Here is a 26,230-nt window from a genome sequence, read left to right on the forward strand (position 1 = left end):
GGCCCCGGCTCAGCCTCAGGCCTTGAGCCGGCTCACCAGTCGCTCGGTGGACGGATCATGCGCCCCGCGCGGCCCGCCCTCCAGTTCGCCGAGGATCCGCGTGGCGAGCGTCTTGCCCAGCTCCACGCCCCACTGGTCGAAGCTGTTGATTTCCCAGAGCGCGCCCTCGACGAAGGTCTTGTGCTCGTAGAGCGCAATCAGCGCGCCGAGCGCCCCGGGGGTCAGGCGCTGCAGCAGGATGAAGCTGGACGGGCGGTCGCCGTGGAAGGTCTTCTGCGGGGCCAGCACGTCGATGGCCGCCGCGTCCATCCCCTGCCCCGCCAGCTCGGCGCGAACTTCGCTTTCCGGCTTGCCGACCATCAGGGCTTCGGCCTGGGCGATGGCGTTGGCCAGCAGCTTAGTCTGGTTGGAAGGCTCGCCCTCGGCCGCTTCGGCGACGGCGATGATGTCCAGCGGGATGATGTCGGCCCCCTGGTGCATCAACTGGAAGAAGGCGTGCTGGACGTTGGTGCCGGCGTCGCCGAACACCGCCGCGGCGGTGGCGCGGGCGACCGGGCGGCCATGGATGTCGACCTGCTTGCCGTTGGATTCCATCTCCAGCTGCTGGAGGAAGTTGGGCAGCAGCCGTAGGCGCTGGGCGTAGGGCACCACCGCCCGGGTCGGCCGCCCCAGGCCGTCGCGGTTGAAGATGTGGGCGAGCGCCAGCAGCACCGGGGCGTTGGCCTCCAGCGGCGCGGCGCGGAAGTGGTCGTCCATCGCCCGGCCGCCGGCCAGGAACGCCTCGAACGCCTCGGCGCCGAGCGCGATCACGCAGGACAGCCCGACCGCCGACCACACCGAGTAGCGGCCGCCGACCCAGTCGCGGAACCCGAAGATCTGGTCGGCCGGCACGCCGAAGGCCTGGGCGACGTCCGGCGCCGCCGAGACCGCCAGCAGGTGCGCATCGCCCGCCTGACCCAAGGCGGCCCGCAGCCAGGCGCGGGCCACCAGCGCGTTGGCGATGGTCTCCTGGGTGGTGAAGGTCTTGGAGACCACGACGACCAGGGTGCTAGCCGGGTCGAGCCCGTCCAGCGCCAGGGCCATGTCGGCCGGATCGACATTGGCGGCGAAGCGCAACTCGATCTGCGGGCTGAGGGGACGCAGCGCCTCCCAGACCAGCCGCGGACCGAAGTCCGAGCCGCCGATGCCGATGTGGACGATCGCCTTGAAGGCCTGGCCGGTGGCCCCGCGCTTCTCGCCGGAGCGGACGGCGGCGGCCAGGGCGGCCATGCCCTCGCGGGTGGCGTCGATCTCGGCCGAGACCGGCTGGCCCTTGGCCTGGAAGGCCGCGCCCTTGGGCGCGCGCAGGGCCATGTGCAGGGCGGCGCGGTCCTCGGAGGGGTTGACCGCCTCGCCGGCGAACTGGCGCTCGCGCGCGGCCTCGATCCCGCCGGCCCTGGCCAGCGCCAGGGCGATCTTCGCCTCGGCCAGCGACCAGGGCTGCTTGGACAGGTCGAGCAGCAGCTCGGGCGCCTCGACGCTGAGCCGGTCCAGCCGATCCGGCTCGGTCTTGAACAGGTCGGCGATGCGACGCGCGCGGGCGGCCTGGGCGGCGGCTTCCAACTGGGTCCAGGCGGCGGCGAGGTCGGTCATGCTCAATCCTACTTGGTGCGGGGGCCTGTTTGAGACGGTCGCGGGGCGTTTAGGGTATCGCCGTTAGCAAAAGGCGCCCGCCTTGCCGGAGCGTCCGGCGCCTCCCCCGCGGGTCAGCGGCCTTGCGCGTCCTTCAAAGCCCGGACGACGAGGCCTTCGGTGAGGATCTGCGGCAGGATAACCCCCTCGCCGCCCTGGGCGCCATAGACGAGGTAGAGCGGAACCCCGGCCCGCCCGTGCTTGGCGAGCTCGGCCTCGATCACGGCGTCCTTCCGCGTCCAGTCGGCCTTCAGATAGACCGCGCCGGTCTGCTGAAAAGCGTCGGCGACCGCCTGGCTGGTCAGGGCGACGCGCTCGTTGACCTGGCAGGTGACGCACCAGGCGGCGGTGAAGTTCACGAACACCGGCTTGCCGGCGGCCCGGGCCGCGGCGAGCTTCTCGGGGGAATAGGCTTCATAGGGCACGTTCGCCTTGCCGCCGCCCGAGGCGGCTTCGGCGGCGGCGGGCTCGCCGTAGTTCGGCCAGACCGCGGCGGCGACGGCGACCAGGGCGAGCACTCCGCCCACGGCCAGCGCCGCGATCACCGAGGCGCCGCCGGCGCGGCGGCGCTGGGCCACGCCAAGCAGCCAGGCGCCGAGGGCCAGCACGATCGCTGCCATGAAGATCCGCGCCAGGGCGGTGTCGCCGGCCTGCAGGGTCAGCACCCAGACCAGCCAGGCGGCCGCACCGTACATCGGGAAGGCCAGCAGCTTCTTGAACCCGTCCATCCACGGCCCGGGCTTAGGCAGGCGCGACAGCAGGCCCGGCACGAACGCGGCCAGCGCGAACGGCGCGGCGAAGCCGAGGCCCAGCGCCAGGAACACCGCCAGGGCGGCGGGCGCGCTCTGGGTCAGGGCCCAGCCGAGCGCCGGGGCCATGAACGGCGCGGTGCAGGGGGCGGCGACGACCACGGCCAGGGCGCCGGTGAAGAAGGCCCCAGCCAGGCCGCGCTTGCCGGCCAGGCCCGTGCCGACGCCCTGCAGCGACGACCCGACCTCGAACACGCCCGACAGGTTCAGGGCCACGGCCAGCATCAGCAGGGCGAGGCCCGCGACCACCGGCGGCGACTGCAGCTGGAAGCCCCAGCCCACCGCCGCCCCGCCGGCCCGCACCGCGATCAACAACAGGGCGAGCGCCAGGAAAGTGGCCAGCACCCCGACCAGGAAGGCCAGGCCCTGCGCCCGGGCGGCACGGCGCTCATGCGCATGGCCGGCCAGCGAGGCGGCCTTCATCGCCAGGATCGGGAACACGCACGGCATCAGGTTGAGGATCAGCCCGCCGAGGAAGGCGAAAGCCGCCGCCATCGGCAGGCCGAGCGCGCCGGACGCGCCGCCGCTCGCCCGGGCCGGCGGGCCGAGGCCGGAGGCGCCGGCCGGCAACGCCCCCTCGCTGGCCGCGATCTCATAGGCCCTGTCGCCGAGCGTCAGCACCCCGGCCATCGCGGTTGGGGCCTGCGGCTGCTGGAAGGCGTAGCCGGGGGTCAGCGTCAGGGTCAGTCCGTCCGGGCCGGCCTCGATCGCCTGCGGCTTGGCGTGGTCGATCACCGTGGAGTCGAAGGGGAAGAAGTAGGCCTCTGAGAGGTCGGCGCCCTTGAGCGCCTCGCCGGTGATCGCCAGGGCCAGCGCCGGGCCCTGCTTGGAGAAGGCGGCGTTGAGCCCCGCCGGCGCCGGCGCATTGGCCAGCGTCTTGGCGATCAGGCCGCTCCATTCGGGATTCGGCTCGGCCAGGCCCTCGGCGACCGGCAGCGCCAGGGTCAGTTCAGCCTCTTCAGGGACGCAGATCTCCTCGCACACCAGGAAGGTGGCATGGGCTTTGAGGTTCACGATCTCGCCCGGCTTGGCGCTGGCGGGCGCGGTGATCGCCACCGGCAGCAGCACCTCGTCCTTGTAGCCGTAGTTCATCAGCGGCCCGGTCGGCTGGCGCGTGGGCGCCGGCCAGACGATCTCGCCGGCGGTCCAGCCGCCGGGCAGGGTCCAGGCGATGCGCGTCGCCTCGCCGCTGTCGCCGGAATTGCGCCAGTAGGTGTGCCAGCCCTTGTCGATCTTCTGGCGCAGGGCGACGTAGGTGGTCGCGCCCGGCGCGATCGACTGGTCGCGGGCCACCAGTTCGGCGACCAGGTGGCCGGTATCCACCGGCTGGGCGGCCGCAGGAAGCGCCCAGACGAGGGTGAAAGCCGCCAGGAGCTTCGCAAGAAGGCGCGTCATCCGGTCATCCCGATCAGGTACGACCCGCTATATGGCCCGCCGGCGCGCCCGCGCAAAGCGACGCTGACGTCGCGACCGACCCTACTCGGCCAAGGCCAGCCAGCGGCGCGGCCATTTCCAGCCGAGCGGCCGCACCTCGCCGGGCTTCAGCGCCAGCGTCTTCACCGTGCGCGGAGCCAGCGGACCGATGACGTGCACCGGCTCCAGCCCCTTGACCGGGCTGGCCGCAACGCCGCCGATCAGCATGGCGCGGTCGATGGCTGTCCACTCGGCCTTGTTGCGATCCTCGTGTCCGACTGCGAAGAAGTGGCGCACGGGCGCCGGTTCCCCCGCCAGTTCGATCATCACTCCGATCAGCCACCCGCTCGACATCACCGCCTCATAGGCCGCCGCGCCCGCTCACAAAAGCTCGACTTGTCACCGTCAGGCGCGATGATCGGCGAATCAGCGTTTTTCCGAAACTGGAGTGCGTACCGTGCCCGCGTCGTTCGATGACATCGAAATGGGTCAGGTGGTTTCGTTGGGAGAGATCCCGGTCGAGCCCGCCGCGCTCGAGGCCTTCATCGCCGCCTTCGCGCCAGGTTGGCCCACGGAGCGGGGCGCGCCCGACGCCATGGTCTATGCGCTGTGGTGCCGGCTCGACGCCGCCTCGGCCCTGGAGTGGCCGCAGACCAAGCGCCTGGGCGTCGACGCCCTGCGCTGGGCCCGCAACCCGCCGGCCGGCGAACTGCTGCGCGGCCGGATGACGGTGATGGGCAAGGACCCGGTCGGCGACGGCAAGGGCATCGTCATCGCCCAGCACGACCTGCTCGACGAGGCCGGCCGGCTGGTCTTCTCCTGCCTGACCCGCAGCGTCTTCGCGCGCTAGATCCCGAAACGAAAACGGCGGGCCGCAAGGCCCGCCGCTCCGAATTGGCTTTGCCGCGCCCTTAGACGTTGGCGGCGGCCGGCGTCTGCGGCGCACGGGCCATGGCCAGGGCGATCAGGCGATCCCAGCCGGCCAGCGAGACCAGGTGGGCGTAGATCTGCGCCAGGGCGCCGTTGTCGCGCAGCTCGATGAACTTGTCGTGCGGCAGGGCGTTCAGCTTCTCTTCCGAGACGCCGAAGTACTCGGCGATGGTCTGCTGCGGGCCGGCGCTGCCGTCCGGATTGGTCGGGGTGAACAGCGCCTTCTTGGTCTCGAACAGGTCCAGGCCCTTCAGCAGCTCGACGAAGCTCTGGGTGCGCTGGCGCTCCATCTCGTAGTCGTTGCAGAAGTTGATGCAGTTCTGGGTGTACTCGGTCGGCTTGCCCTCGGCGTCGAAGAACAGCATGTCGGCGTCGGCCTTATCGACGATGAACTCGGCCGAGCGGTCGATGCAGAGCACCATCTGGCCGGCGTTGTTGTCGGTGGCGAACACGAACGGGTAGCGGCGGATATAGGCCGGGACGTAGACGCCCGGCTCGAACAGGCCGTTGTCCTGCAGGAACATGTTCTGGCCGAGGTTCAGGCCCATCACCGCCAGCGGGATCTTGTCCTCGCCGACGAAGATGATCGGGCCGCAGAGCGACGAGACGCCGAATTCGGTCACCGTCAGCGGGACCGCGTGGCCTTCCTTGGCGAAGGTGAACGGGCCCGGCAGGCTCTTCACGCCCAGGCCGCTGTGCAGGTCGATGGAGAGCGGTTCCGGCTTCGAATAGAAAAGCACGTTGCCGGTGATCTGACCCATGCCGGTCGGGGTTTCGTTCGCCATGAAATACCTTCGATGATCCTGGGCGATGATAGGGTTGCTCGAGCGGGCGGGTGTTTTGGCTTGCGCGCCGTCTCGGGCGAAGTCGCCGCTTCTACCTGATCGGGCAGACGCCCGCAAACCTGCACGCAGCCGACTTGCCTCCGGCGGGGCGAACCGCTTCAATTCGTCCCATTCGATAAGGCCGCCAAGGCCACATACCGGAGGATATATTTTGGCTATCTTTTATCCCGACATTCTCGACCAGAAGACCGCGCCCAGGACTTTCTCCTACGGCGACAAGGACGTGATGCTCTACGCCCTGGGCGTCGGCATGGCCCGCGACCAGATGAACGAAACCGAGCTGCCGTTCGTCTACGAAAAGAACCTCAAGGTGATCCCGACCGCCGCTACGGTGCTGGCGTCGAGCATGCGCGGCACGGCGGGCCCGGCCCCGGAGATGCCGGCCGGCCACCGTCCCAGCCAGATCAATTTTCTGATGGTCGTGCATGGCGAGCAGAAGGTGGAACTGCACAAGCCGCTGAGCGCCTCGGGCACCTATACCGCCCAGGGCCGCACGGTCGGCGCCTACGACAAGGGCGCCGGCAAGGGCGCGGTGATCATCAACGAGACCGTCTGGACCGACGAGAAGGGCGAGAAGGTCGCCACCCTGACCGGCTCCACCTTCGCCCGCGGCGACGGCGGCTTCGGCGGCCCGTCGGAAGGCGCGCCCGAGCCGCATGTGGTGCCGACCCGCGCGCCGGACATCTCGGTCGACTTCGACACCCGTGACGACCAGGCCCTGCTCTACCGGCTCAACGGCGACCGCAACCCGCTGCACTCCGATCCGGAGGTCGCCAAGAAGGCCGGCTTCGACAAGCCGATCCTGCACGGCCTGTGCACCTACGGCATCACCTGCCGGGCGATCCTGCAGGAGGTCGTCAACTTCGACCCCGACCAGATCTATTCGCACCAGGCCCGCTTCTCGGCCCCGGTGATCCCCGGCGACACCATCACCGTGGACATCTGGAAGGACGGCAAGAACATCTCGTTCGAGGCCCGGGTGAAGGCCCGCAACGCGACGGTCATCAAGAACGGCCTGACCGTGCTGCGGTAGTTCGTCCGCCTCCGGAACGGTTCCCAAGGCTTGGGAGCCGTTCTAGAGAGGCGACCATGATCCGTAGCTTCAGCATTGTCGCCGGCCTGGCCATGGCCGCCGCTCTCACCGCCTGCGCCGCCACCTCTGCGCCCGACGCGCCGCCGGTGGACGAGAGCCTGGCGCCCGCGCCGCTCAATCCGCTGCCCACCGACCTGACGGGCTATCTCGCTGAGGGCGACCTCAACGGGGCGGCCCTGCTCGGCCCGCCGCCGACGCCGCAGAGCCTGACCGGCCAGGCCGACCGCGCCCGTTACGAGGAGACCCGCGCCCTGGCCGGCTCGCCGCGGTGGAAGCAGGCCGTGGTCGAGAACGACCTGTGGGGCGGCGGGGCATTGAAGCAGTACGCCTGCAAGCTCGGCGTCTCGATCGACGAGAAGCAGACCCCGGCCACGCTGAAGATCATGCACCGCGTCGAACTCGACGTGCGCACGGTCGGCAAGCCGGCCAAGGACCACTACGACCGCCCGCGCCCGATGATCGGCGACGACAAGCCGATCTGCATCCCGCGCGAGGACTGGATGAAGACCAACGCCTCCTATCCGTCCGGGCATTCGATGACCGGCTGGGCCTGGGCGCTGATCCTGGCCGAGCTGGCCCCGGCCAAGGCCGACGCGATGCTGGACGTCGGCAAGCAGATCGGCGAGAGCCGGATCATCTGCGGCGTGCACTACGCCAGCGACATCGAAGCCGGCCGCACCCTGGCCAGCGCCATGGTCGCGCGGCTGCACGGCGACCCGCAGTTCCAGGCCGACATGAAGAAGGCCCGCAGCGAGATCGCCCGCGCCAAGTCCGCGCCGAGCGGCTGCGCCGCCTAAGGTCGGAAAGCCCGATAGAGGACGGTCCGACGCATCGGATCGTCCTTGGCATGACCAGGGCCGGGGAAGCCGCTTAGCTCGGCGTCATAGGCCATGCCGAGCCGCTCCATCACCGCGCGCGAGCGCAGGTTGACGGCGGCGGTGATGGCGTCGATCTCCGGCAGGTCCAGGCGCGTGAAGCCGTCGTGCAGCACGGCGCGCGCCGCCTCGGTCGCATAGCCACAGCCCCAGGCCTCGCGGCTCAGTCGCCAGCCCATGTCGATGAACGGCGGAACCGGCAGTTCCTCGAACGAGGGCATCAAGCCGCACGCCCCGATGAAGGCGCCGTCCTCGCGCCGCTCGATGGCGAAACGGCACATGCCAAGACGGGCGAAGGCGTCGTGAGCGCGCTCTATGTAGGCGCGGGCGCGCTCGCGGGTCAGCACCCCGCCCAGCCAGCGCATCACCTCCTCGTCGCGGGACATGGCCGCGAACGGCTCAAGGTCCTCCTCACGCCACAGGCGCAGGATCAGGCGCTCGGTCTCCAGCCTCATCGGCGGGCCGTGTAGACGACGTGGCGGTTCAGCGGGTGATCCGCCGCCAGCCGCGGATGGTCGAAGTCGCGGGACGGGTCGGCGACCATGCCGATCTTCCGCATCACCCCCTGGGACGCCAGGTTGGTGTCGGCCGTGAAGGCGAGGATCTCGGAAACATCGAGATGGGCCAGGCCCCAGGCCAGGGCCGCGGAAGCCGCCTCGGAGGCCAGCCCTTGGCGCCAGACGGCGGGGATCATCCGCCAGGCCATCTCGATCACAGGGCCGACTGGCAGATCGCCCGCGGGGACGGGCCGCAGGCCGCAAAACCCGATGATCCTGTCGTCAGAGTTCCGCGCCACGCCCCAGAGGCCGTAGCCGTGATCGGCGATGTGTGCGTTGAGCTGATCCATCATGGCGTCGCTGCGCGCGCGGTCCATGACGTTGGCGACCCAATAGCCGACCTGCGGATCGCCATTCAGAGCGGCGAAGTCGGCTCGGTCCTCTTCGCGGTAGGCGCGAAGGATCAGGCGCTCGGTCTGAATCATGCGAACGAGGTTACATGATCCAGACCTGCCGAAGCTAGGCCGGGCGCGGCCCCGTCAACGCCCCGTAGAGGTCGGTGCGGCGATCCCGGAAGAAACCCCAGGCGGCGCGGTGGGTCTGCAGGAAGTCCAGGTCGAAACTGGCCTGGACGATGCCTTCGTCGCCACGGCCCAGCTCCGAGACCAGGTCGCCGCGATGGTCGGCGATGAACGACGAGCCGTAGAAAGTCTGGCCGCCGTTCGGATAGCCGTCCCAGGGCTCGAAGCCGATGCGGTTGGCGCCGACCACGGGGATGACGTTGGAGACGGCATGGCCCTGCATCGCGCGCCGCCAGGGCAGCGCGGTGTCGAGGCTGGGATCATGCGGCTCCGAACCGATGGCGGTCGGGTAGAACAGCACCTCGGCGCCCATCAGCGCCATGGCGCGGGCGCATTCGGGGTACCACTGGTCCCAGCAGATGCCGACGCCCAGGCGGCCGAAGCGCGTGTCCCAGACCTTGAAGCCGGTGTCGCCCGGTCGGAAGTAGTACTTCTCCATGTAGCCCGGGCCGTCGGGGATGTGGCTCTTGCGATAGAGCCCCATCAGCGAGCCGTCGGCGTCGATCATCACCAGGCTGTTGAAGTAGTGCGGGCCTTCCTTCTCGAAGATCGAGACCGGGATGACCACGCCGAGCTCGGCGGCCAGCGGCGCCAGGGCGATGACGGCGGGGTGTTCGCGCCAGGGATAGGCCTGCTTGAACCAGTGCTCCTCCTGCGCGACGCAGAAGTACGGCCCCTGGAACAGCTCGGACGGCAGCACCACCTGCGCGCCCTTGGCGGCCGCCTCGCGGATGAAGCCCTCGGTCTTCTTGATGTTGGCCGCCAGGTCCATGTCGTAGCTGGTCTGGATCGCGGCGACGTTGATCGTGCGGGCCATCAGGCGGGCTCCTGCTGGGTGATGCAGTGGAAGGATCCGCCGCCGGTCAGGATGGCCATGGACGGCAGGCCGATGATCTTGCGGTCGGGGAAGACGCTCTCCAAGGCCTGCAGCGCCAGGTCGGCGGCCTGGCCCTCGCCATAGGTCGGCATGATCACCGCGCCGTTGGCGATGATGAAGTTCATATGGCTGGCCGGGGCGGCCTTGCCCTCGGCGCCCTCGATCCAGCCCGGGGACGGGATGCGCACGACCTTCAGCTTGCGGCCCTGGGCGTCGGTCGCCTCGGCCAGGCGGCGGGCGGCGTCGTCATAGGCCTCGATATTGACGTCGCCGCGACCGAAGCCGACCGGGCAGACGGCGACGCCGGGGGCCACAAAGCGCGCCAGGTTGTCGACGTGGCCGTCGGTGTGGTCGTTGGCCAGGCCCTCGCCCAGCCAGATGGTCTTGGTCGCGCCGAACGCCTGGGCGAAGGCCGCCTCGGCGGCGCCTTGCGTCCATCCGGGATTGCGGTTGGGGTTCAGCACGCACTGGCCGGTGGTCAGCACGGTCCCGGCGCCGTCGTGATCGACCGCGCCGCCCTCCAGGATGAAGTCGTGCGGGTTCAGAGGCACGCCGGAGGCCTGGGCGATCTGGGCGGCGACCTCGTCGTCATGGTCGAGCTGGTACTTGCCGCCCCAGCCGTTGAACCGGAAGCCCTGGGCGACGTCGGCGCCGCCCTGCTTGGCGAAGATCGGGCCGGTGTCGCGCAGCCAGATGTCGCCGAAGCGGCCGGGCACGATCTCGATCCCGGCGACGTCGCCGAGCAGGCGGCGGGCGTCGGCCTCGCCGGCCGGGCTGCCGGTCAGCAGGCGCACGCGCTCGGCGCCCGGGCCGGCCAGGGCGCGGGCCAGGGCGGCGACCTCTTCCTGAGCCTGGGGGAGGTCGTCCTCCCAAAGGTCCTCATGACTGGGGAAGCCCAGCCACATGGCGCGGTGCGGAGCCCATTCGGCGGGAACGAGAACGGTCATGGCCTGCCTTCATCCAATGAACGCGCGCAGATGGGCGGACGCGGCCCCCCCGTCAAGCATCGCATAGAAAAAGGGGCGGCCCGTCGCCGAGCCGCCCCTTCCGATCTGGCTCTAAGCCCGAAGGTCTAGAACTTGTACTTCGCGCCGATCTTGATCTGCCACAGCGAGTTTTCGCTGCGCAGGAACGGCTTCACCGGCTGCTGGAAGGCGCCGTTCACGCCGGTGCCCGAGTAGGTGTAGGTCGCGCCCGGAGCCGCGCAGGCCGGAGCCCCGCCTGCACCGCACTGGACGTTCACCACCGGCACGCCGCGGTAGAAGTCGTACTGTTCGACCACGCCCCACTCGTCGTTGAGCAGGTTCCCGAGGTTCTCGATGTCCATATAGACCTCGAGCTTGGCGCCGTTCGGGAAGAAGGCCGGCAGTTCCTGGCTGAGGCGGATGTCGACCGTGGTCACGTCCGGATTGGTGAACGAGTTCCGCGGCACGATCTTGCCCGCGTAGCCGATCAGGCCCGACTGCTGCAGGAAGGCGTTGAACGCCGCCACGTCGAAGCCCGGCGCGTAGTTGACGCGCGAGTCCGAGGTCGCGGTGACCTGACCGCCGACCGCCGCCGGCACGTACAGCAGGGCGTTCGACGAGGCCTGGCGACCCGAATAGCTCGAGACCGAGTTGCCGAAGTCGTTGTCGAAGCCGCTCGTGGCGCTGTTGGCGAAGGTGTAGCTGAACGGCAGGCCTGTGCGGCTCTGCGCGAACAGGCGGATCGAGGTCTCGTTGTCGCCGAAGAACTTGCGGGCGTAGGAGACGTCGAACGCGAAGCGCTCGCGGATCTCGTAGTCCGAGGTCGCCGCCGCCGGGTTCTGGACGTTCGACGAGGCGAACCGGGTGTAGCTCGACTGGGCGATCGAGCTGGTCATCGGGTTGGCGTCGGTCGACTCGGTGTGGGTGTAGATGAACTTGCCGCCCAGACCTTCCAGGAAGCCTTCGTTCCACTCCTTGGCGATGGTGATCGCATAGGATTCCGAGCCGCCCTTGTCGGTGTTGGCTAGCATCAGGTCGTAGGAGTTGCCGGTCGTGTCGCCGATGGTGTTGCGGCCATAGACCGGACGGCCGTCCGGCGCGGTGCCGATCTGCTTGGCGCGCAGGTCGGTCCAGTACAGCGCGTTCTGGTTCGACATGCGGACGTAGTCGGCCTGGACCAGCCAGCCGTCGCCGAAGCGGCCGAGATCGAACTCGTAGCCGACCGACAGATTGCCCTTCCAGGTCACCGGGATCTGGAACGACGGGCTGATGACGTTGGTGTTGCCGCCGCGCGGCGTAAAGGTGCAGCCCGTCGGCGCCTTGGTGATATCGACGTTGGTCAGGTTGGCGCCGGTGCAGATGGCGTTGGTCTGGTTCACGCCGTTGTTCGAGAAGGCGTTCGACACCCAGACGTTCAGGCCGGTCGACGAGAAGCCGCCGAAGCCGCCGGAGACGCGCAGGCGATCGGTGGGCTTCCAGTTGAACGACACCCGCGGCAGCACGACGTACTTGCCGTCGAGGTTCTGCTGGTTCGAGAAGCCGTTCCGCGACGCGAACGCCGAGTTGTAGGTCGGCATGTCGTCCATCGAGTAGGTGTCGAGACGAACGCCGGCCAGGATGTCGAGGTTCGGCAGCACCTGGATGCGGTCCTCGGCGTAGGCGCTGGTCAGGCGGTAGCCGAAGCTGGCCGCGCCGAGACGGGCCGTGCCGAGCGTCGCCGGGACCGTGCCGCCGTTCGGATCGACGCCGCCGGTCAGGGTGAAGCCCGAGGCGACGCGGTTCAGGTAGTTGGCGTAGCTTGAGAAGGTGTAGGTGCCGAGCGAGTTGGCGACGAAGACGTTGAAGACGTCGTCCTGCTCGGTCCGCAGGCCGACCATGAAGTCATGGATGCCCATGTGGTAACGGGCGATCGCCTCGATCGTGTCGACCTTCACGTTCAGATAGTTGTCGTGACGGTTGATGTCCGCGCCGTAGCGGAACTGGGCGTTGCCCGCGCCCGGCAGCACGCCCGGCATGTCGTTCACGGTGACGTCGACTTGGCCGACGCTCAGGCCGCCGAGCGGCAGCTGCTGGGTGTCGGTTTCCTTGCGCGAGTAGCGCAGCTCGGTCGAGAAGGCGTCCGTCCACTGCGAGTTCAGCTGGGCGGTGTAGACCGTCAGCTCCTCGATCTTGTTGTAGTCGTTGGTCTCCAGGCCGATCCGCGGCTGGGTGACGCTGTTGCCCTGGGCGAAGGTCGAGGTGACCGAGCCGTTCAGCGAGTTGCCGGAGGTGCTCTGCCACGAAAACTCGGCGCGGTGGTTGTCGTTGATGTTCCAGTCGATCTTGACGAGCTTCTTCTCGTCCTCGACCGGGAAGGCGCCCGACAGGAAGTTGCCCGGATCGTAGCCGTAGATGCGCTTGGTGTCGGCCTGGAACTGGTCGACGGCCCCCGTGGTGATGCGCGGGATGACCACCGAGGCGCCCGAACCGACCGGACCTTCGTCGAAGCCGAGTTCGCCGTCGAACTTCTCGTAGGCGGCGAAGAAGAACAGGGTGTCCTTGATGATCGGGCCGCCCAGGGTGAAGCCCCAGGTCTTTTCCTCGAACGCCGAACCGGCGGGCTTGCCGCGCACGGTGTCGCCCTGGAAGTCACGGCCGCTCTTTTCGCCGAACAGCGAACCCGAGAAGTCGTTGCCGCCCGACTTCAGCACCGCGTTGATCTGGCCGCCGGTGAAGCCGTTGTTGATCGGGCTGTAGGGGGCGATCGAGACGTTGACCGCGCCGACCGCGTCCAGCGGGAAGGGCGAGCGCTGGGTCGGGTAGCCGTTGTTGTTCAGGCCGAAGTCGTCGTTCTGGCGGACGCCGTTGACGGTCAGCTGGTTGAAGCGGGTGTTGGTGCCGGCGAAGGACAGCGCGTCCTGGTTCGAGACGTCGATGGTCGCGAACGGGTCGAGACGGGCGAAGTCCTTGATGTCGCGGCTGATCGACGGCAGCGATTCGATCGCCGCGGCCGAGAAGTTGGTCGAGGGGCCGCCTTGGCTCGGCGCGGCCAGCGCGCCGGTCACCACCAGCTCTTCGACCGCCGCGGAACCCGCGCGGTACATGTCGAGCTGGACGTTCGCCGGATCGCCGACGCCGACATTCTGCAGAGTCGCCTGGCTGCGCTCGAAATCCGCCGCGGTGGCGACGATGCGGTACGGGCCGCCGACGCGCAGGCCGCGGGCCGAGAAGTAACCGTCAGCGCCGGTGACCGAGGTCGAGGTCGCGCCGGTCGGGACGTGCGTCACCGTCACCGTGGCGCCGGCCACGCCCGCGCCGCTTTCGTCCGTAACCTGACCACGCACCGAACCGGTGGTTTCCTGCGCGTACACCGCGCTGGACATGGCGCACACGAGCGCCGTCAATGCCGCGCCGGCGGCGAGCCTATTCATCATTCGCATTAAGGTCCCCTAATCCAACGGGAACGGGACGAACTCTAAGGTTCATGCCCCCCATTCCTGGCGGCCCCTATAGCTCGGAAACTTCGCCTGTGGGTGACGGAATCGTGACGGCGTGGTCACTTGACGTGACGGTCGCCAAATAAGCTGGCGCCTGTCGCTTTACAGACACGCTGACCCGCGCAAGTTTCCGCCCATCGACGACGCGAAGAGGCGGCTTTGCCCAGCACCCCACTGTCTGCGCACGGGACCGACCGCCATTGGCGCGCGGTGCTGATGATCACCCTGGCGCTGACCGCCGTGCGGATGGTCGCGCTGTTCGCCACGCCGCTCGAGCTCTATCCCGACGAAGCGCAGTACTGGCTTTGGTCGCGCACGCTCGACTGGGGCTACTATTCGAAACCGCCGATGGTGGCCTGGCTGATCTGGGCGACGACCTCGATCGGCGGCGACGCCGAGCCCTGGGTCCGCTTCTCGGCCCCGCTGCTGCATGCGGTGACCACGTTCTGCGTGTTCGCGATCGGTCGGCGTCTCTACGACTCAAGCACCGGGTTCGCCGCGGCGGTGCTCTATCTGCTGATGCCGGCGGTGCAGCTGTCCTCGCTGGTCGCGGCGACCGACGCGCCGCTGCTGATGTTCCTGGCCCTGGCGCTGCTGGCCTATGTGGAGATGCCGGCCGGCGACGCCCGCCGCCGCGTCTGGCTGGCCGCCGGGTTCGGCGCGGCGCTGGGGCTGGCCTTCCTGTCGAAATACGCGGCCGTGTACGGACTGATCGGCCTGGCGCTGCATCTGGCCGCCTCGCCCGACGCGCGGCGGATCTGGAACCTGAAGTCGGTGCTGGCCGCGCTGGCCGCCTTGCTGGCGATCCTGGCGCCCAACCTGATCTGGAACGCTGCGCACGACTTTGCGACGGTCCAGCACACCGCCGCCAACGCCAACTGGAGCGGCCGCCAGCTCTTCAACCTCGGCGAGCTCGGTGACTTCCTGGCCTCGCAGTTCGGCGTGTTCGGCCCCATCCCGTTCGCGGTGCTGCTCGGCGGCGCGGCGGTGCTGGCCTTCCGGCGCCGACTGCAACCTGCCGACGTGCTGCTGATCTGCTTTGCGCTGCCGGCGATCCTGATCGTCACCGGCCAGGCGTTCATCAGCCGCGCCAACGCCAACTGGTCGGGCGCCGGCTACGCCCCCGGCGTGATCCTGGTCGCGGCCTGGCTGGTGCGCTGGCGGGCCCGCTGGTGGCTGATTGGGGCGCTGGCGCTGCAGGGCGCGGTCGCCGCGGTGTTCCTGGCCTGCGTGCTCAATCCCGGCTTCGCCGACCGCGTCGGCCTGTCGAACGCCTTCAAGCGGGCCAAGGGCTGGGAGCAGATGACCCAGGCCATGGCCGAGCGGGCCATGCGCGAGCCGCCCGGCGCGCTGAGCGCGATCGCGGTCAACGACCGCTTCCTGTTCAACGCCGCGGCCTATTACGGCCGCGAGTACTTCGGCCAGAACGGCGAACCGCCGCTGAAGATGTGGGTGCGCGAGGCCCACCCCCAGAACCAGGCCGAGACCGTCGCCCCGCTGACCGCGGCCGACGGCAGGCGGGTGCTGGCCGTCAGCCTGGAGCAGGTGTTCGTGGATGAGATGAAGGCCGATTTCCGCGCCACATCGGGCGAGGAGATCGTCAGCATCTGGCTGGACCGCAAGCGCAAGCGCAAGGCCGAGATGTTCATCGCCGAGGGCTTCGCGCCGGCCCCGCGCGACCCGGTCACCGGTAAGCCGATCCCCAAACAGCCTTGAGCGCCCGGTCGCGTCCACAGCCGATGCGGTAGGCCTCATAGTTGGCCGGGTTCCGCTTGGCGTAGTCCTGGTGATAGGCCTCGGCCGGCCAGAACTTGCCGCCGGTGAGGATGCGGGTGGCGACCGGCTTGCCCAACGTCTTGGCGACCTGCGCCTTCACCGCCTGAGCCGTCGCCGTCTCGGCGCCGCCGTCGACGAACACCGCGGTCGTATAGGACGGCCCACGGTCGCAGATCTGGCCGCCGGCGTCGGTCGGGTCGATGTGGTGGAAGAATCCGTCGACCAGCTTGGCGTAGCTGATCTTGGCCGGATCGTAGGTGACCTTCACCGCCTCCAGATGGCCGCGGTGGTTCTGATAGGTCGGGTTCGGCATGGCGCCGCCGGCATAACCGGACACGACGCTGGTCACGCCGGGCAGGCTCTCCATCGCCTTTTCGGTCGACCAGAAGCAGCCGCCGGCGAACACCGCGGTCGCGGCCTGCGCGACCGGGGCCAAGGCCAGCGTGCTCAGCGTCGCCAGGGCGGCAGCGGTGCGAAGGGTCTTCATGGACGTCATGATCTCACCTCGAGGCGGCGGAACAAGACCCGCCGCGGTCTGGTGGAGATACGGACGCCCGGCCGTCCCGGATGCCTTTAGAGCGCGACCTCGAAGGCGGCCTCGGTCTTGGCCGTGACCTCGTCGAGCGTGACGCCGGGGGCCAGTTCGATGAGCTTGACCGGGGTCTTGCCGCGATTGATCTCGAAGACGCCCAGCTCAGTGATCAAGAGGTCGACGACGCCGGCGCCGGTCAGCGGCAGGCTGCATTCCTTGAGCAGCTTGGGCGCGCCCGACTTCTCGCAGTGGTCCATGACCACGACGACGCGCTTGACGCCCGCCACCAGGTCCATGGCCCCGCCCATGCCCTTGACCATCTTGCCGGGCACCATCCAGTTGGCCAGGTCGCCGTTCTGCGCCACCTGCATGCCGCCCAGGATCGACAGCGCAATGTGCCCGCCGCGGATCATCGCGAAGGAGTCGGCGCTGGAGAAATAGGACGAGCTCGCCAGCTCGGTGATGGTCTGCTTGCCGGCGTTGATCAGGTCGGCGTCCTCTTCACCCTCATAAGGGAAGGGGCCCATGCCCAGCATGCCGTTCTCGCTCTGCAGCGTCACATGCATGCCGTCGGGGATGTAGTTGGCGACCAGGGTCGGGATCCCGATGCCCAGGTTCACATAGAAGCCGTCGCGCAGTTCCTTGGCGGCGCGGGCGGCCATCTCGTCACGGGTCCAGGCCATCTTACGCGCTCGCCTTTTCTTCGCGGGGGCGGGTGGTGACCCGTTCGATGCGCTTCTCGTAGACCGCGCCCTTGACGATGCGGTCGACGAAGATGCCGGGGGTGTGGATGTGGTCCTTGTCGATCGAGCCGACCGGCACGAGGTTCTCGACCTCGGCGACCGTGACCTTGCCGGCCGTGGCCATCATCGGATTGAAGTTCCGGGCGGTCTTTCGGTAGACGAGATTGCCCTCGGCGTCGCCAGTATGGGCCTTGACGATGGAGAGGTCGGCGGTGAGGCCGCGCTCCATCACATAGGTCTCGCCGTCGAACTCACGGACTTCCTTGCCTTCGGCCACCAGCGTGCCGACTCCGGTCTTGGTGAAGAAGGCCGGGATCCCGGCGCCGCCGGCGCGGATGCGCTCGGCGAGCGTGCCCTGCGGATTGAACTCCAGCTCCAGCGCGCCCGACAGATAGAGCTGCTCGAACAGTTTGTTCTCGCCGACATAGGACGAGATCATCTTCTTGATCTGGCCGCTCTCGAGCAGGACGCCGAGGCCGAAGCCGTCGATCCCGCAATTGTTGGACACCACCGTCAGGTTCTTGACGCCGGATTCCTTGATCGCGGCGATCAGGTTCTCTGGGATGCCGCAGAGGCCGAAGCCCCCGGCCATGATGGTCATGCCGTCAAAGAGCAGCCCGGCGAGGGCGTCTGCGGCGTCGTTGCGCGTCTTACCAGCCATGGGACCCTTTTAGCTGCAATCGGCCGGTTGAGAACCGGGTCACGCGAAAAAATTCATCAACTGGCGAAGAGTTACTCGGCCAGCGCCTTGGGCGACTTCTTCATGGCGTCGGCGGCCTCCTTGTTGCCCGCCTCCCCTTCCTTGCGGGGCACCGAGAACGGCTCCGGCGTCGGGGTCTGCATATTGCCGCGCATCAGCCAGCGGCCCTCCTGGATGCCGCCCGCCACCTGCAGCTCCAGCCGCTCGGTGTCGCGCCGGCGGACGTCGCGCGCGATCTCGGCGGCCTCCACCTCGTCGACGCCCAGCGAGATCAGGACGTTCTTGCCGAACACCAGGGCCGACTCGAAGGTCTCGCGGATCTGGTAGTCGACGCCGGCCTTGATCAGCCGCAGCGAATGGCCGCGGTCGAAGGCGCGCACGAACAGCTTGGCCAGGGGGAACTCCGACTTCACCAGTTCGACGATCTTGTCGGCGACCTCGGCGTTGTCGACGCAGACCAGGATCGCCTCGGCGTTGGTCGCGCCCGAGGCGCGCAGCACGTCGAGCCGGGTGCCGTCGCCATAGTAGACCTTGAAGCCGAAGGTGCCGGCGGCGCGGATCATCTCGACGTCGGTCTCGATCAGCGAGACCTCCATGCCGCGGGCCAGCAGCGGCTGGCTGACCACCTGGGCGAACCGGCCGAAGCCGATCATCAGCACCCGGCCTTCGAGATTGGCGGCCAGTTCGATCCCGTCCATCGACTCCGTGGGCGGCGGCATCAGCCGGGTGAGCACGATCACCACCAACGGGGTCAGCGCCATGGAGAAGATCACGATGGCGGTCATGGCGGCGCTGGTCCGGCCGTCCATCACCCCGGCGGCGACCGCCGCGCCATAGAGCACGAAGGCGAACTCGCCGCCCTGGGCGAACAGGGCAGCGCGCTGGATCGCCTCGCGGTTTCCCGCCCTGAACAGCCGCGCGACGCCATAGATGCCGGCCGCCTTCACCGCCATGAAGGCCAGCACGCCGAGCACGACCAGCGCCCATTCGGCGGCCACCACCGACAGGTCCAGCGACATGCCGACGCTGAGGAAGAACAGGCCCAGCAGGATGCCGCGGAACGGCTCGATGTCGGCCTCGAGCTGGAAGCGGAAGGTCGATTCCGAGAGCAGCACCCCGGCCAGGAACGCGCCCATCGCCATGGAGAGGCCGCCCCACTGCATGAAGAGCGCCGTCCCCAGCACCACCAGCAGGGCCGCGGCGGTCATGATTTCGCGCGCGCCGGTGCGGGCCAGGATCTGGAAGAACGGGTTCAGCAGCCAGCGGCCGGCGGCGATCACCACGGCGATGCAGCCGAGGCCGATCAGCAGGCCGAGCCAGACCGGGCGGCCGCCTTCGACGCCGCCGCCGCTCATCGTGCCCAGCACGACCACCAGGGCCAGCAGCGGCACCACCGCCAGGTCCTCAAGCAGCAGGATCGAGACCGCGCGCTGGCCGGCCTCGGTCGCGGTCTCGCCCCGCTCGTCCAGCATCTTCATGATCACGGCGGTGGAGGACAGCACGAAGCCGCTGGCGCCGATCACCGCCGCCGCCGGCGGCAACCCCGCCAGCATGGCCACGCCCGACAGCAGCGCGCAGCAGACCAGCACCTGGGCCGCGCCGAGGCCGAAGATCTGGCCCCGCAGGCTCCACAGCTTGCTGGGTCGCATCTCCAGCCCGATGATGAACAGGAACAGCACCACGCCGAGTTCGGCCACGTGCAGGATGGCTTCGGGGTCGGCGAACAGCTTGAGCCCGAACGGGCCGATCACGAGGCCCGCGGCCAGGTAGCCGAGCACCGATCCGAGGCCCAGCTTGCGGAACACCGGCACCGCCACCACGCCCGCCGCCAGCAGGGCGACGGCGTGCCCAAGGTTCATCCCCGCAGCCTCTGCCGCCATCGACGCTCCAATACGCTTGGCCGCCCCTCCGAGCAGGGCGGCTCTCGCGCGTATGTGGTGTCAAAAGGCGCCGGGGCGCAACGGGGAGCGCCGCCGGCGCCACATGGGAAGCGGGCCTGCCCGAGGTCGGAGCAGGTCCGGGACGCGTCAGCCCGTATAGGGTCGCAGCACGATCTCGACCCGGCGGTTCTTGGCGCGGCCGGCGTCGGTCGAATTGTCGGCGATCGGCTGGGTCGACCCGCGGCCCTCGACATAGAGACGGTCGCGCAGCACCCCGCCGCGGCCGGTCAGGTAGTCGGCCACCGACAGCGCCCGGCGCTCCGAAAGCGACTGATTGTAGTCCGCGCGGCCGGTGGAGTCGGCGTGGCCGATCACGTCGACCAGGGTCTGCGGATAGTTGTTCAGGCTGCGCGCCACGTCGTCGAGCGCGCCGTAGAACTGCGGCTGGATGTCGGCGCGGTCGAAGCCGAAGGTCACGTCGCTGGGCATCTGCAGGACGATGTTGTCGCCCTGGCGCTGGACCTCGACGCCGCTGCCGGCCAGTTCGCGGCGCAGTTCGGCCTGCTGGCGATCCATGTAGTTGCCGACGCCCGCGCCGGCGAGCGCGCCGATGCCGGCCCCGATCAGCGCGTTCTTGCGGCCCTGCTCGCTGCGGTTGGTGTTGGTCAGATAGCCCAGCGCGGCGCCGCCGAGCGCCCCGGCGATCGCGCCGGTGCCGGTGTTGTTGCGGACGACCTGTCCGGTGTAGGGGTCGGTGGTGGTGCAGGCGGCCAGGGCCCCTGCCCCCAGGATACAGGCCCCGAGGGCGGTCAGTTTGCGCATAAGCGATCTCCTCGATCGTGAAACTCAGGTGCGAACGCGAGCGCTACGGTCAAGGTTCCCGCGAGACGGGACGAAGGTTCAGACGTGACGACAGAGACGATCAAGCCGGTTTCGTTCAAGCGCTTCGGCGGCGACTTCGACGGCTTCTCGGGCGATCTGGGCGGGTCGTTCGCCCGCTACGGCTTCGCGGTGATCTCCGACCACGACCTGCCGCAGGCCCGGATCGAGGCGGCGCTGGCCGCCACCAAGGCCTTCTTCGCCCTGCCTGAGGCGGTCAAGCGCGCCTATGTCGTCGGGACAGGCGGTCAGCGCGGCTACACCCCCTTCGGCATCGAAACCGCCAAGGACGCCAAGCACTTCGACCTCAAGGAATTCTGGCACATGGGCCGCGACCTGCCGGCCGGCCATCCGTTCCGCGACTTCATGCCTGACAATGTCTGGCCGGCCGAGGTCCCGGCGTTCCACACCGAGATCGCCTGGCTGTTCAACGCCCTGGACGGCATGGGTCGCCAGGTGCTGGAAGCCATCGCCGCCTACCTGAAGCTCGACCGCCGGTTCTTCGATCCGACCGTGAACTTCGGCAACTCGATCCTGCGGCTGCTGCACTACCCGCCGGTGCCGAAGGACGGCCCCAACATCCGCGCCGGCGCGCACGAGGACATCAACGTCATCACCCTCCTGCTGGGCGCCGAGGAAGCCGGCCTGGAGGTGCTGGACCGCGACGGCCAGTGGCTGGCGATCAACCCGCCGCCCGGCTCGGTGGTCTGCAACATCGGCGACATGCTGCAGCGACTGACCAACCATGTGCTGCCTTCGACCACGCACCGGGTGGTCAATCCGGCGCCTGAGCGCCGCGGCTTTGCGCGCTATTCCACGCCGTTCTTCCTGCACTTCAATCCGGACTACGAGATCCGCACCCTGCCTGGTTGTATCACCCCGCAGCATCCCGATCGCGGCCTGGCGCCCATCACCGCCGACGCGTTCCTCAAGGAGCGGCTGCGGGAGATCAAGCTTCTTTAGCTGAACCGCGGAACCCTTTTGCGGGGAGGGATTTCCCCACAGGGCGTGCGGCGGACGCGAAAAAATCCCCAAGCTTGACAGTTTTCCACAACTGATCGACCAAAGGTTGCCGAACGCCGTTCTGAAAAAGACGGAAATTTAACTGCGCGGCCCGATCTTCGGGCGCAAGAACACGGCCGGGGGATGAACATGTCCAAGCCTGGATCGGCCTCGCCGGCCGAGGCCGCGCGGCTTGCCGCCATCGCCACCCTTGATCTCGAGGAGCTGAAGCCGACCTTCGAGAGGGTCGGCCGGCTGGCCCGCGCCTATGCGCGGCTAGACCTAGGCGACGTGGTGATGGTCGGCGCCGAGCGCACCTGGCACGCCAGCGTCGGCCCCAGCTGGACCGACGAACAGATCTGCCAGGATCAGTCGTTTTCCGAGGTCGTAGTCGGGCAGGACCAGCTGCTGTGGGTCGCCGACGCGCGGGCCGACGCCCGCTTCGAGCGCCATCCGCACGTGGTCGGTCCCGAGGCGGTGCGCTTCTACGCCGGCGCACCGATCCGCATGGCCGACGGCCAGCCGATCGGCGTGGTCTGCGTGGCCAGCCGCGACCCGCACGCCTATGACAGCGACCTGGCGAGCTACCTGATCGACCTGGCGGCGGTCGCCTCGAACGAGTGCTCGCGCCACCACGCCCAGCGCGACCTGGTGAAGTACGCCGGCGAGGCGCAGGCAGCCAACAAGGCCAAGAGCGAGTTCCTGGCCAATATGAGCCACGAGATCCGCACCCCGCTGAACGGGGTGATGGGCATCGCCGGAGCCCTGGCCAAGACCCCGCTCAGCCGACACCAGGCCGACATGGTCGAACTGATCGAGACCTCGGCCCAGACGCTCGAAGCCCTGCTGACCGACATCCTCGACCTGGCCCGGATCGAGGCCGGCCGCATGGAGATCCGGCCCGAGCCGTTCGACATGGCGACCTCGGTCAATGCCTGTGCGGCGCTGTTCGAGGCCAGCGCCCAGGCCAAGGGCCTGAAGCTTAGGGTGGAGATCGAGCCCTACGCCCAGGGAGCCTTCGAAGGCGACGGCCCGCGCATCCGCCAGATCCTGACCAACCTGCTGGGCAACGCGGTCAAGTTCACGGCCCAGGGCGAGGTCCGGCTGACCGTCGCCGCCCGCCGCGACGAGACCACCACCCACCTGACCTTCACCGTGGCCGACACCGGCATCGGCTTCGACGAGGCGACCCACCGGCGGCTGTTCGGCCGCTTCCAACAAGCCGACGGCTCGATCACCCGGCAGTACGGCGGCACCGGGCTGGGCCTGGCGATTTCACGCTCGCTGGCCGAGGCGATGGGCGGGGAGCTGAGCGCCAGCGCCGTCGCCGGTCGGGGCGCGACGTTCGTCCTGGCCCTCGAACTGCCGCGACGCCACGGGGCGGTGGAGATGTGGGGCGAGCACGAGCACGCCGCCGGCGAGGAGGCCGAGCTCGACGCCATGCGGGTGCTGCTGGCCGAGGACCACCCGACCAACCGCCGGGTCGTGGAACTGATCCTGGGCGCGGCGGGGGTCGACCTGATCTCGGTCGAGAACGGCGCCGAGGCGGTGGACGAGGCCGCTCGCGGCTCGTTCGACCTGATCCTGATGGACATGCAGATGCCTGTGATGGACGGGCTGACGGCGATCTCGGCGATCCGCCGCCGCGAGGCGCGCGCGGGCCGGCGCACGCCGATCTTCACCCTGACGGCCAACGCCATGCCCGAGCACGCCGAGGCCTCGGCGCGGGCCGGCGCCGACGGCCACGTGACCAAGCCGATCACCGCCGAACGGCTGCTGCACGTGGTCGAACAGGTCTGGGCCGAGAAGGCGGCGCGGACCGCCCAGGACACCAACGTCGTGGCGCTACGCGCCTAGCGGGCGAAGATGCCCATCAGCTGCGGGCGGGCGAACACCGCCGGCGCCGCCTTCTGAGTGACGTCGGGCAGCCAGAAGGTCAGCTCCGAGCCCGCGTTCAGGGTGGCGTTCAGCATCTGGGCGGCGATGGCCGCGTCCACCGGCCGGATCGAGCCTTCGACGATGCCGTCGGAGATCATCGAGGCGAAGCGGTCCGACACCCGGTCCGAATGGGCGACCTGTTCGATGCGGATCTCCTCGGGCAGGGCCGAGAGCGCCGAGACCCGCAGCAGCGGGCCGTACTGCGACAGCTGGAATTCGGCCAGCGCCGCCGCGGCGCTGGAGATCCGCAGCCACTGGTCGCCGTCCAGCGCCATGGCCAGCCGCTGCACCCGGCGCATCACCTCGAAGGTGCGATCGAAGCAGGCCACCACCAGGTCGTCCTTGGCGTCGTTGTGGTGGTAGAACGAGCCCTTGGTAACGTTCAGCGCCTCGGAGATCTTGTTGACCGAAGCGCCGCGATAGCCGCGCGAGTTGATCAGCCGCGTCGCCGCCAGCAGGAACGTCTCGCGGCTCATCTCCGCGCCCTCGCCGGCCGCCAGCTCGGCCAGCGGCACCGAGGCCGGAGCCCAGGCCGCGCCGTCGGCCGCGAGCCCGCCGACCAAGATGTCGAACATCCGCTCGCGCACCCGGGCGTAGTCCTCGGGATCGTACTTGTGCAGCCAGGCCCCGGCCCAGAACAGTTGGGCCAGCAGCATGTGGGTGCGCGCGGTGCGGCGGCCGCGGTTCAGCCAGGCCAGCTCAGGCGCTTCGAACAGGGTGCGCACCTTGCGGAACACCTTGGCGAAGGCCTCAATCACCGCGGCGCGATGCGGGTCCTTCAGCGCCCGCACGTCGGCCAGGGTCGGCATCGGCGCCCCCTCGCCGACGGCCATCAGGCGCACGCGCTCGAAATAGAGCTCCAGCAGCTTGTGCAGCCGCTCAGTCGGGGTCGGCTCGGCGACCGCAGCCTCGGCCGCCTCCTGCAGCCAGCCGATGCCCCGCATCATGCAGGCCGCCGCCAGGTCGTCCTTGCGCTTGAAGTAGTAGGTGACGCTGGTGGTCGACAGGCCGACGGCGGCGGCGGCGTCGGCCAGGGTCAGCCCCTTCACGCCGCGCTGGTTGAGCAGGACCGTGGAGGCGTCAAGGATCGCGTCGCGCTTCTTGCGGAAGCGGTCCGTCGCCCGCACGCCCTTTCGTTCCGCCATTCGAGCCCCTGTCGCGCCTGGCACCGTCCCCGCCCTGTCTATCGCAAGCCCCTTGCCGCGCAAGGCGTCAGCCTGACGCGAACGGGTACGGCGAGATCGACTTGGTGAAGTCGTCGACCATCAGCGTCCGGTTGATCGGCTCGGCCGCCCGTTGCGGACAGGCCGCCCGCTCGCAGATCCGGCAGGCGGGACCGATGGCCGTCGCCACCGGATCGCGCAGGTCGATGCCGCGCGAATAGACCAGCCGCTCGGCGAACTTCAGCTCGCAGCCCATGCCGATGGCCAGTTCGGTGTCGCCCTCCGAATAGGGCGTGGCGAAGCGGCTGACCGTGCGCGACAGGGTGAAGTAGCGCTGGCCGTCGGGGGTCTCGACGATCTGGGTGGCGATCCTGCCGGGGGTGCGGAAACTGGTATGGATGTTCCAGCGCGGGCAGGTGCCGCCGAAGCGCGAGAACGGGAAGGTCGCGCCGGCGAACCGCTTGGAGATGTTGCCGGCTGAATCCACCCGCAGCATGAAGAACGGCACGCCGCGCGCGCCCGGCCGCGCCAGGGTGGTCAGCCGGTGGCAGGCCTGCTCGAACGACACCCCGAAGCGGGCGCGAACCAGCTCGATGTCGTAGGCGCTGCGCTCGGCCGCCTCGTGGAAGGCGGCGTAGGGCATCATCACCGCCGCCGCCAGATAGTTGGTCAGCGACACCTTCAGCAGGCCGCGGGTCGAACGGTCGGGCGGCCCCGAGCGGTCGACCAGCGCGTCGAGCAGCGGCCCGTATTCGAGCAGCGCCAGCTGGTAGGCCTGGGCGAAGGCGCGTCCCTCGGCGGTCAGGGCCTCGGACAGGAACAGGCGCTTGCGGTGGTGGTCGTAGCGGCGGACCGACTCCGGCAGCACCTCGACCGGCACCACGCGGACCGAGATGCCGTGCCGCCCCGAAAGCCGCTCGCGCGCGGCCAAGGCGAAGTCGAGCGGCTCGCAGGTGAGGTCGGCGGTGAGCGCGTCGGCCGCCTCCTCCAGCTCGGCGAAGTAGTTCTTCTGGGCCTGGAAGAAGTCGCGCACCCAGTCCGAGGGCAGCACCGAGGGCCCGGTCCCCGCGCCCTCCTCCGGACGGCCGATGGCCCCGAGATCGGTCAGCCGGCGCTGGTCGAGATAGGCGCGGTAGAGACGGACGATCGCCTCTGACACGCCGGGCGCGCTTTCGGCGACCTCGGCGATCTCATGGCGGGCGACGCCGAGGTCGCGGAACATCTGGTCGGAGAACACCTCGGACAGGCCCGTGGCCCCGCCGTCCTCCGGGTCGGTCGCCAGGCTCTTGAGATCCAGGTCGTAGGCCTCGGCCAGGCGCAGCAGCACCTGGGCGGTGACTGGCCGCTGGTTGCGCTCGAGCAGGTTCAGATAGCTGGGCGAGACGCCGAGGTCCTCGGCCATCCGCGTCTGGGTGAGACCCAGGTCCCGGCGCAGGCGCTTGAGGCGCGCGCCTAGGAACAGCTTCCGGTCGGTGGTGGTCACGGCCATCTTGTCGACTTGTCACAGATTTACATCATTTACAAGGTTGCGCCGTGACAAGTGAGCCTTGTTGCACAAGGCGGCCCCTTCGCCGCCAGACCGCCA

At 69.2% G+C, this 26,230-nt stretch carries 22 protein-coding genes; 6 read left to right on the plus strand and 16 right to left on the minus strand.

Going from position 1 to position 26,230, the window contains the following annotated elements:
* Window positions 1-15: 15 nt before the first annotated feature.
* The 3 genes from pgi to O4N75_RS20295 all read right to left on the minus strand — a co-directional run bounded on the left by pgi (window position 16) and on the right by O4N75_RS20295 (window position 4,247).
* Window positions 16-1,632 (minus strand): glucose-6-phosphate isomerase, encoded by a 1,617-nt coding sequence (gene pgi / locus O4N75_RS20285; RefSeq protein WP_269627216.1) that lies wholly within the window; start codon window positions 1,630-1,632, stop codon window positions 16-18.
* A 113-nt stretch (window positions 1,633-1,745) separates the two neighbouring features.
* Window positions 1,746-3,875, minus strand: coding sequence for a protein-disulfide reductase DsbD domain-containing protein (locus O4N75_RS20290; protein WP_269627217.1), 2,130 nt, complete (start codon window positions 3,873-3,875; stop codon window positions 1,746-1,748).
* Between the two features lie 81 nt (window positions 3,876-3,956).
* Window positions 3,957-4,247, minus strand: coding sequence for a hypothetical protein (locus tag O4N75_RS20295; RefSeq protein WP_267231697.1), 291 nt, complete (start codon window positions 4,245-4,247; stop codon window positions 3,957-3,959).
* A 103-nt stretch (window positions 4,248-4,350) separates the two neighbouring features.
* Here O4N75_RS20295 and O4N75_RS20300 point away from each other — a divergent pair, with 103 nt between their 5' ends.
* Window positions 4,351-4,743, plus strand: coding sequence for an acyl dehydratase (locus O4N75_RS20300; RefSeq protein ID WP_267231696.1), 393 nt, complete (start codon window positions 4,351-4,353; stop codon window positions 4,741-4,743).
* 61 nt (window positions 4,744-4,804) lie between these two features.
* On the opposite strand, the gene O4N75_RS20305 is transcribed toward O4N75_RS20300, so the two are convergent.
* Complete coding sequence (locus O4N75_RS20305; RefSeq protein WP_269627218.1) at window positions 4,805-5,608, minus strand: SapC family protein; 804 nt, start codon at window positions 5,606-5,608, stop codon at window positions 4,805-4,807.
* A gap of 211 nt (window positions 5,609-5,819) precedes the next feature.
* Here O4N75_RS20305 and O4N75_RS20310 point away from each other — a divergent pair, with 211 nt between their 5' ends.
* Both O4N75_RS20310 and O4N75_RS20315 read left to right on the plus strand, forming a co-directional pair.
* On the plus strand, window positions 5,820-6,701 hold the full coding sequence (locus tag O4N75_RS20310; RefSeq protein ID WP_269627219.1) for a MaoC/PaaZ C-terminal domain-containing protein: 882 nt from the start codon (window positions 5,820-5,822) through the stop codon (window positions 6,699-6,701).
* A gap of 56 nt (window positions 6,702-6,757) precedes the next feature.
* Window positions 6,758-7,558: a phosphatase PAP2 family protein gene (locus O4N75_RS20315; protein ID WP_269627220.1), complete on the plus strand. Its 801-nt coding sequence runs from the start codon at window positions 6,758-6,760 to the stop codon at window positions 7,556-7,558.
* On the opposite strand, the gene O4N75_RS20320 is transcribed toward O4N75_RS20315, so the two are convergent.
* The 5 genes from O4N75_RS20320 to O4N75_RS20340 form a co-directional block, all read right to left on the minus strand.
* Window positions 7,555-8,091: a GNAT family N-acetyltransferase gene (locus O4N75_RS20320; RefSeq protein WP_269627221.1), complete on the minus strand. Its 537-nt coding sequence runs from the start codon at window positions 8,089-8,091 to the stop codon at window positions 7,555-7,557. The genes O4N75_RS20315 and O4N75_RS20320 overlap by 4 nt on opposite strands.
* Entirely contained in the window at window positions 8,088-8,618 is a 531-nt protein-coding gene (locus O4N75_RS20325; protein WP_269627222.1) for a GNAT family N-acetyltransferase, read from the minus strand. Before O4N75_RS20325 ends, O4N75_RS20320 begins: the two co-directional genes overlap by 4 nt.
* A 34-nt stretch (window positions 8,619-8,652) precedes the next feature.
* Entirely contained in the window at window positions 8,653-9,531 is an 879-nt protein-coding gene (gene aguB / locus O4N75_RS20330) for an N-carbamoylputrescine amidase (RefSeq protein ID WP_269627223.1), read from the minus strand.
* Window positions 9,531-10,538 (minus strand): agmatine deiminase family protein, encoded by a 1,008-nt coding sequence (locus tag O4N75_RS20335; protein ID WP_269627224.1) that lies wholly within the window; start codon window positions 10,536-10,538, stop codon window positions 9,531-9,533. Before O4N75_RS20335 ends, aguB begins: the two co-directional genes overlap by 1 nt.
* A 125-nt stretch (window positions 10,539-10,663) precedes the next feature.
* Window positions 10,664-13,918: a TonB-dependent receptor gene (locus tag O4N75_RS20340; RefSeq protein WP_269627225.1), complete on the minus strand. Its 3,255-nt coding sequence runs from the start codon at window positions 13,916-13,918 to the stop codon at window positions 10,664-10,666.
* A gap of 273 nt (window positions 13,919-14,191) precedes the next feature.
* Between O4N75_RS20340 and O4N75_RS20345 the strand changes: the two genes are divergently transcribed.
* Window positions 14,192-15,748, plus strand: coding sequence for a glycosyltransferase family 39 protein (locus O4N75_RS20345; protein ID WP_348649510.1), 1,557 nt, complete (start codon window positions 14,192-14,194; stop codon window positions 15,746-15,748).
* Here O4N75_RS20345 and msrA read toward each other — a convergent pair.
* The 5 genes from msrA to O4N75_RS20370 form a co-directional block, all read right to left on the minus strand.
* The gene (gene msrA / locus O4N75_RS20350; RefSeq protein WP_269629403.1) at window positions 15,717-16,295 is read right to left on the minus strand and encodes a peptide-methionine (S)-S-oxide reductase MsrA; all 579 of its coding nucleotides are present in this window, start codon (window positions 16,293-16,295) and stop codon (window positions 15,717-15,719) included. The two genes, O4N75_RS20345 and msrA, sit on opposite strands and share 32 nt — an antisense overlap.
* Window positions 16,296-16,381: 86 nt before the next feature.
* Entirely contained in the window at window positions 16,382-17,023 is a 642-nt protein-coding gene (locus tag O4N75_RS20355; RefSeq protein ID WP_269627226.1) for a 3-oxoacid CoA-transferase subunit B, read from the minus strand.
* Between the two features lies 1 nt (window position 17,024).
* Window positions 17,025-17,744, minus strand: coding sequence for a CoA transferase subunit A (locus O4N75_RS20360; protein ID WP_269627227.1), 720 nt, complete (start codon window positions 17,742-17,744; stop codon window positions 17,025-17,027).
* Window positions 17,745-17,815: 71 nt separating this feature from the next.
* Window positions 17,816-19,663, minus strand: coding sequence for a monovalent cation:proton antiporter-2 (CPA2) family protein (locus O4N75_RS20365; RefSeq protein ID WP_269627228.1), 1,848 nt, complete (start codon window positions 19,661-19,663; stop codon window positions 17,816-17,818).
* A 147-nt stretch (window positions 19,664-19,810) separates the two neighbouring features.
* On the minus strand, window positions 19,811-20,485 hold the full coding sequence (locus O4N75_RS20370; RefSeq protein WP_267234073.1) for an OmpA family protein: 675 nt from the start codon (window positions 20,483-20,485) through the stop codon (window positions 19,811-19,813).
* 84 nt (window positions 20,486-20,569) lie between these two features.
* Here O4N75_RS20370 and O4N75_RS20375 point away from each other — a divergent pair, with 84 nt between their 5' ends.
* Together O4N75_RS20375 and O4N75_RS20380 are read left to right on the plus strand one after the other, a co-directional pair.
* Window positions 20,570-21,505, plus strand: a complete 936-nt coding sequence (locus O4N75_RS20375; protein WP_269627229.1) for a 2OG-Fe(II) oxygenase family protein — start codon at window positions 20,570-20,572, stop codon at window positions 21,503-21,505.
* A gap of 189 nt (window positions 21,506-21,694) precedes the next feature.
* Window positions 21,695-23,401, plus strand: a complete 1,707-nt coding sequence (locus O4N75_RS20380) for a GAF domain-containing hybrid sensor histidine kinase/response regulator (protein WP_269627230.1) — start codon at window positions 21,695-21,697, stop codon at window positions 23,399-23,401.
* On the opposite strand, the gene O4N75_RS20385 is transcribed toward O4N75_RS20380, so the two are convergent.
* Window positions 23,398-24,627 (minus strand): TetR/AcrR family transcriptional regulator, encoded by a 1,230-nt coding sequence (locus O4N75_RS20385; protein ID WP_269627231.1) that lies wholly within the window; start codon window positions 24,625-24,627, stop codon window positions 23,398-23,400. The two genes, O4N75_RS20380 and O4N75_RS20385, sit on opposite strands and share 4 nt — an antisense overlap.
* A 67-nt stretch (window positions 24,628-24,694) precedes the next feature.
* The gene (locus O4N75_RS20390; RefSeq protein WP_269627232.1) at window positions 24,695-26,134 is read right to left on the minus strand and encodes a short-chain fatty acyl-CoA regulator family protein; all 1,440 of its coding nucleotides are present in this window, start codon (window positions 26,132-26,134) and stop codon (window positions 24,695-24,697) included.
* Window positions 26,135-26,230: the final 96 nt, after the last annotated feature.

This window comes from Phenylobacterium sp. NIBR 498073, from assembly GCF_027286305.1.
In the GTDB taxonomy this organism is placed as follows: Bacteria; Pseudomonadota; Alphaproteobacteria; order Caulobacterales; family Caulobacteraceae; genus Phenylobacterium.

Coding starts and splice junctions, on each gene's coding strand:
- pgi (WP_269627216.1), bottom strand. CDS start 1,632: ATGACCGACCTCGCCGCCGCCTGGACCCAGTTGGAAGCCGCCGCCCAG.
- O4N75_RS20290 (WP_269627217.1), bottom strand. CDS start 3,875: ATGACGCGCCTTCTTGCGAAGCTCCTGGCGGCTTTCACCCTCGTCTGG.
- O4N75_RS20295 (WP_267231697.1), bottom strand. CDS start 4,247: ATGTCGAGCGGGTGGCTGATCGGAGTGATGATCGAACTGGCGGGGGAA.
- O4N75_RS20305 (WP_269627218.1), bottom strand. CDS start 5,608: ATGGCGAACGAAACCCCGACCGGCATGGGTCAGATCACCGGCAACGTG.
- O4N75_RS20315 (WP_269627220.1), top strand. CDS start 6,758: ATGATCCGTAGCTTCAGCATTGTCGCCGGCCTGGCCATGGCCGCCGCT.
- O4N75_RS20320 (WP_269627221.1), bottom strand. CDS start 8,091: ATGAGGCTGGAGACCGAGCGCCTGATCCTGCGCCTGTGGCGTGAGGAG.
- O4N75_RS20325 (WP_269627222.1), bottom strand. CDS start 8,618: ATGATTCAGACCGAGCGCCTGATCCTTCGCGCCTACCGCGAAGAGGAC.
- aguB (WP_269627223.1), bottom strand. CDS start 9,531: ATGGCCCGCACGATCAACGTCGCCGCGATCCAGACCAGCTACGACATG.
- O4N75_RS20335 (WP_269627224.1), bottom strand. CDS start 10,538: ATGACCGTTCTCGTTCCCGCCGAATGGGCTCCGCACCGCGCCATGTGG.
- O4N75_RS20340 (WP_269627225.1), bottom strand. CDS start 13,918: ATGTCCAGCGCGGTGTACGCGCAGGAAACCACCGGTTCGGTGCGTGGT.
- msrA (WP_269629403.1), bottom strand. CDS start 16,295: ATGAAGACCCTTCGCACCGCTGCCGCCCTGGCGACGCTGAGCACGCTG.
- O4N75_RS20355 (WP_269627226.1), bottom strand. CDS start 17,023: ATGGCCTGGACCCGTGACGAGATGGCCGCCCGCGCCGCCAAGGAACTG.
- O4N75_RS20360 (WP_269627227.1), bottom strand. CDS start 17,744: ATGGCTGGTAAGACGCGCAACGACGCCGCAGACGCCCTCGCCGGGCTG.
- O4N75_RS20365 (WP_269627228.1), bottom strand. CDS start 19,663: ATGGCGGCAGAGGCTGCGGGGATGAACCTTGGGCACGCCGTCGCCCTG.
- O4N75_RS20370 (WP_267234073.1), bottom strand. CDS start 20,485: ATGCGCAAACTGACCGCCCTCGGGGCCTGTATCCTGGGGGCAGGGGCC.
- O4N75_RS20380 (WP_269627230.1), top strand. CDS start 21,695: ATGTCCAAGCCTGGATCGGCCTCGCCGGCCGAGGCCGCGCGGCTTGCC.
- O4N75_RS20385 (WP_269627231.1), bottom strand. CDS start 24,627: ATGGCGGAACGAAAGGGCGTGCGGGCGACGGACCGCTTCCGCAAGAAG.
- O4N75_RS20390 (WP_269627232.1), bottom strand. CDS start 26,134: ATGGCCGTGACCACCACCGACCGGAAGCTGTTCCTAGGCGCGCGCCTC.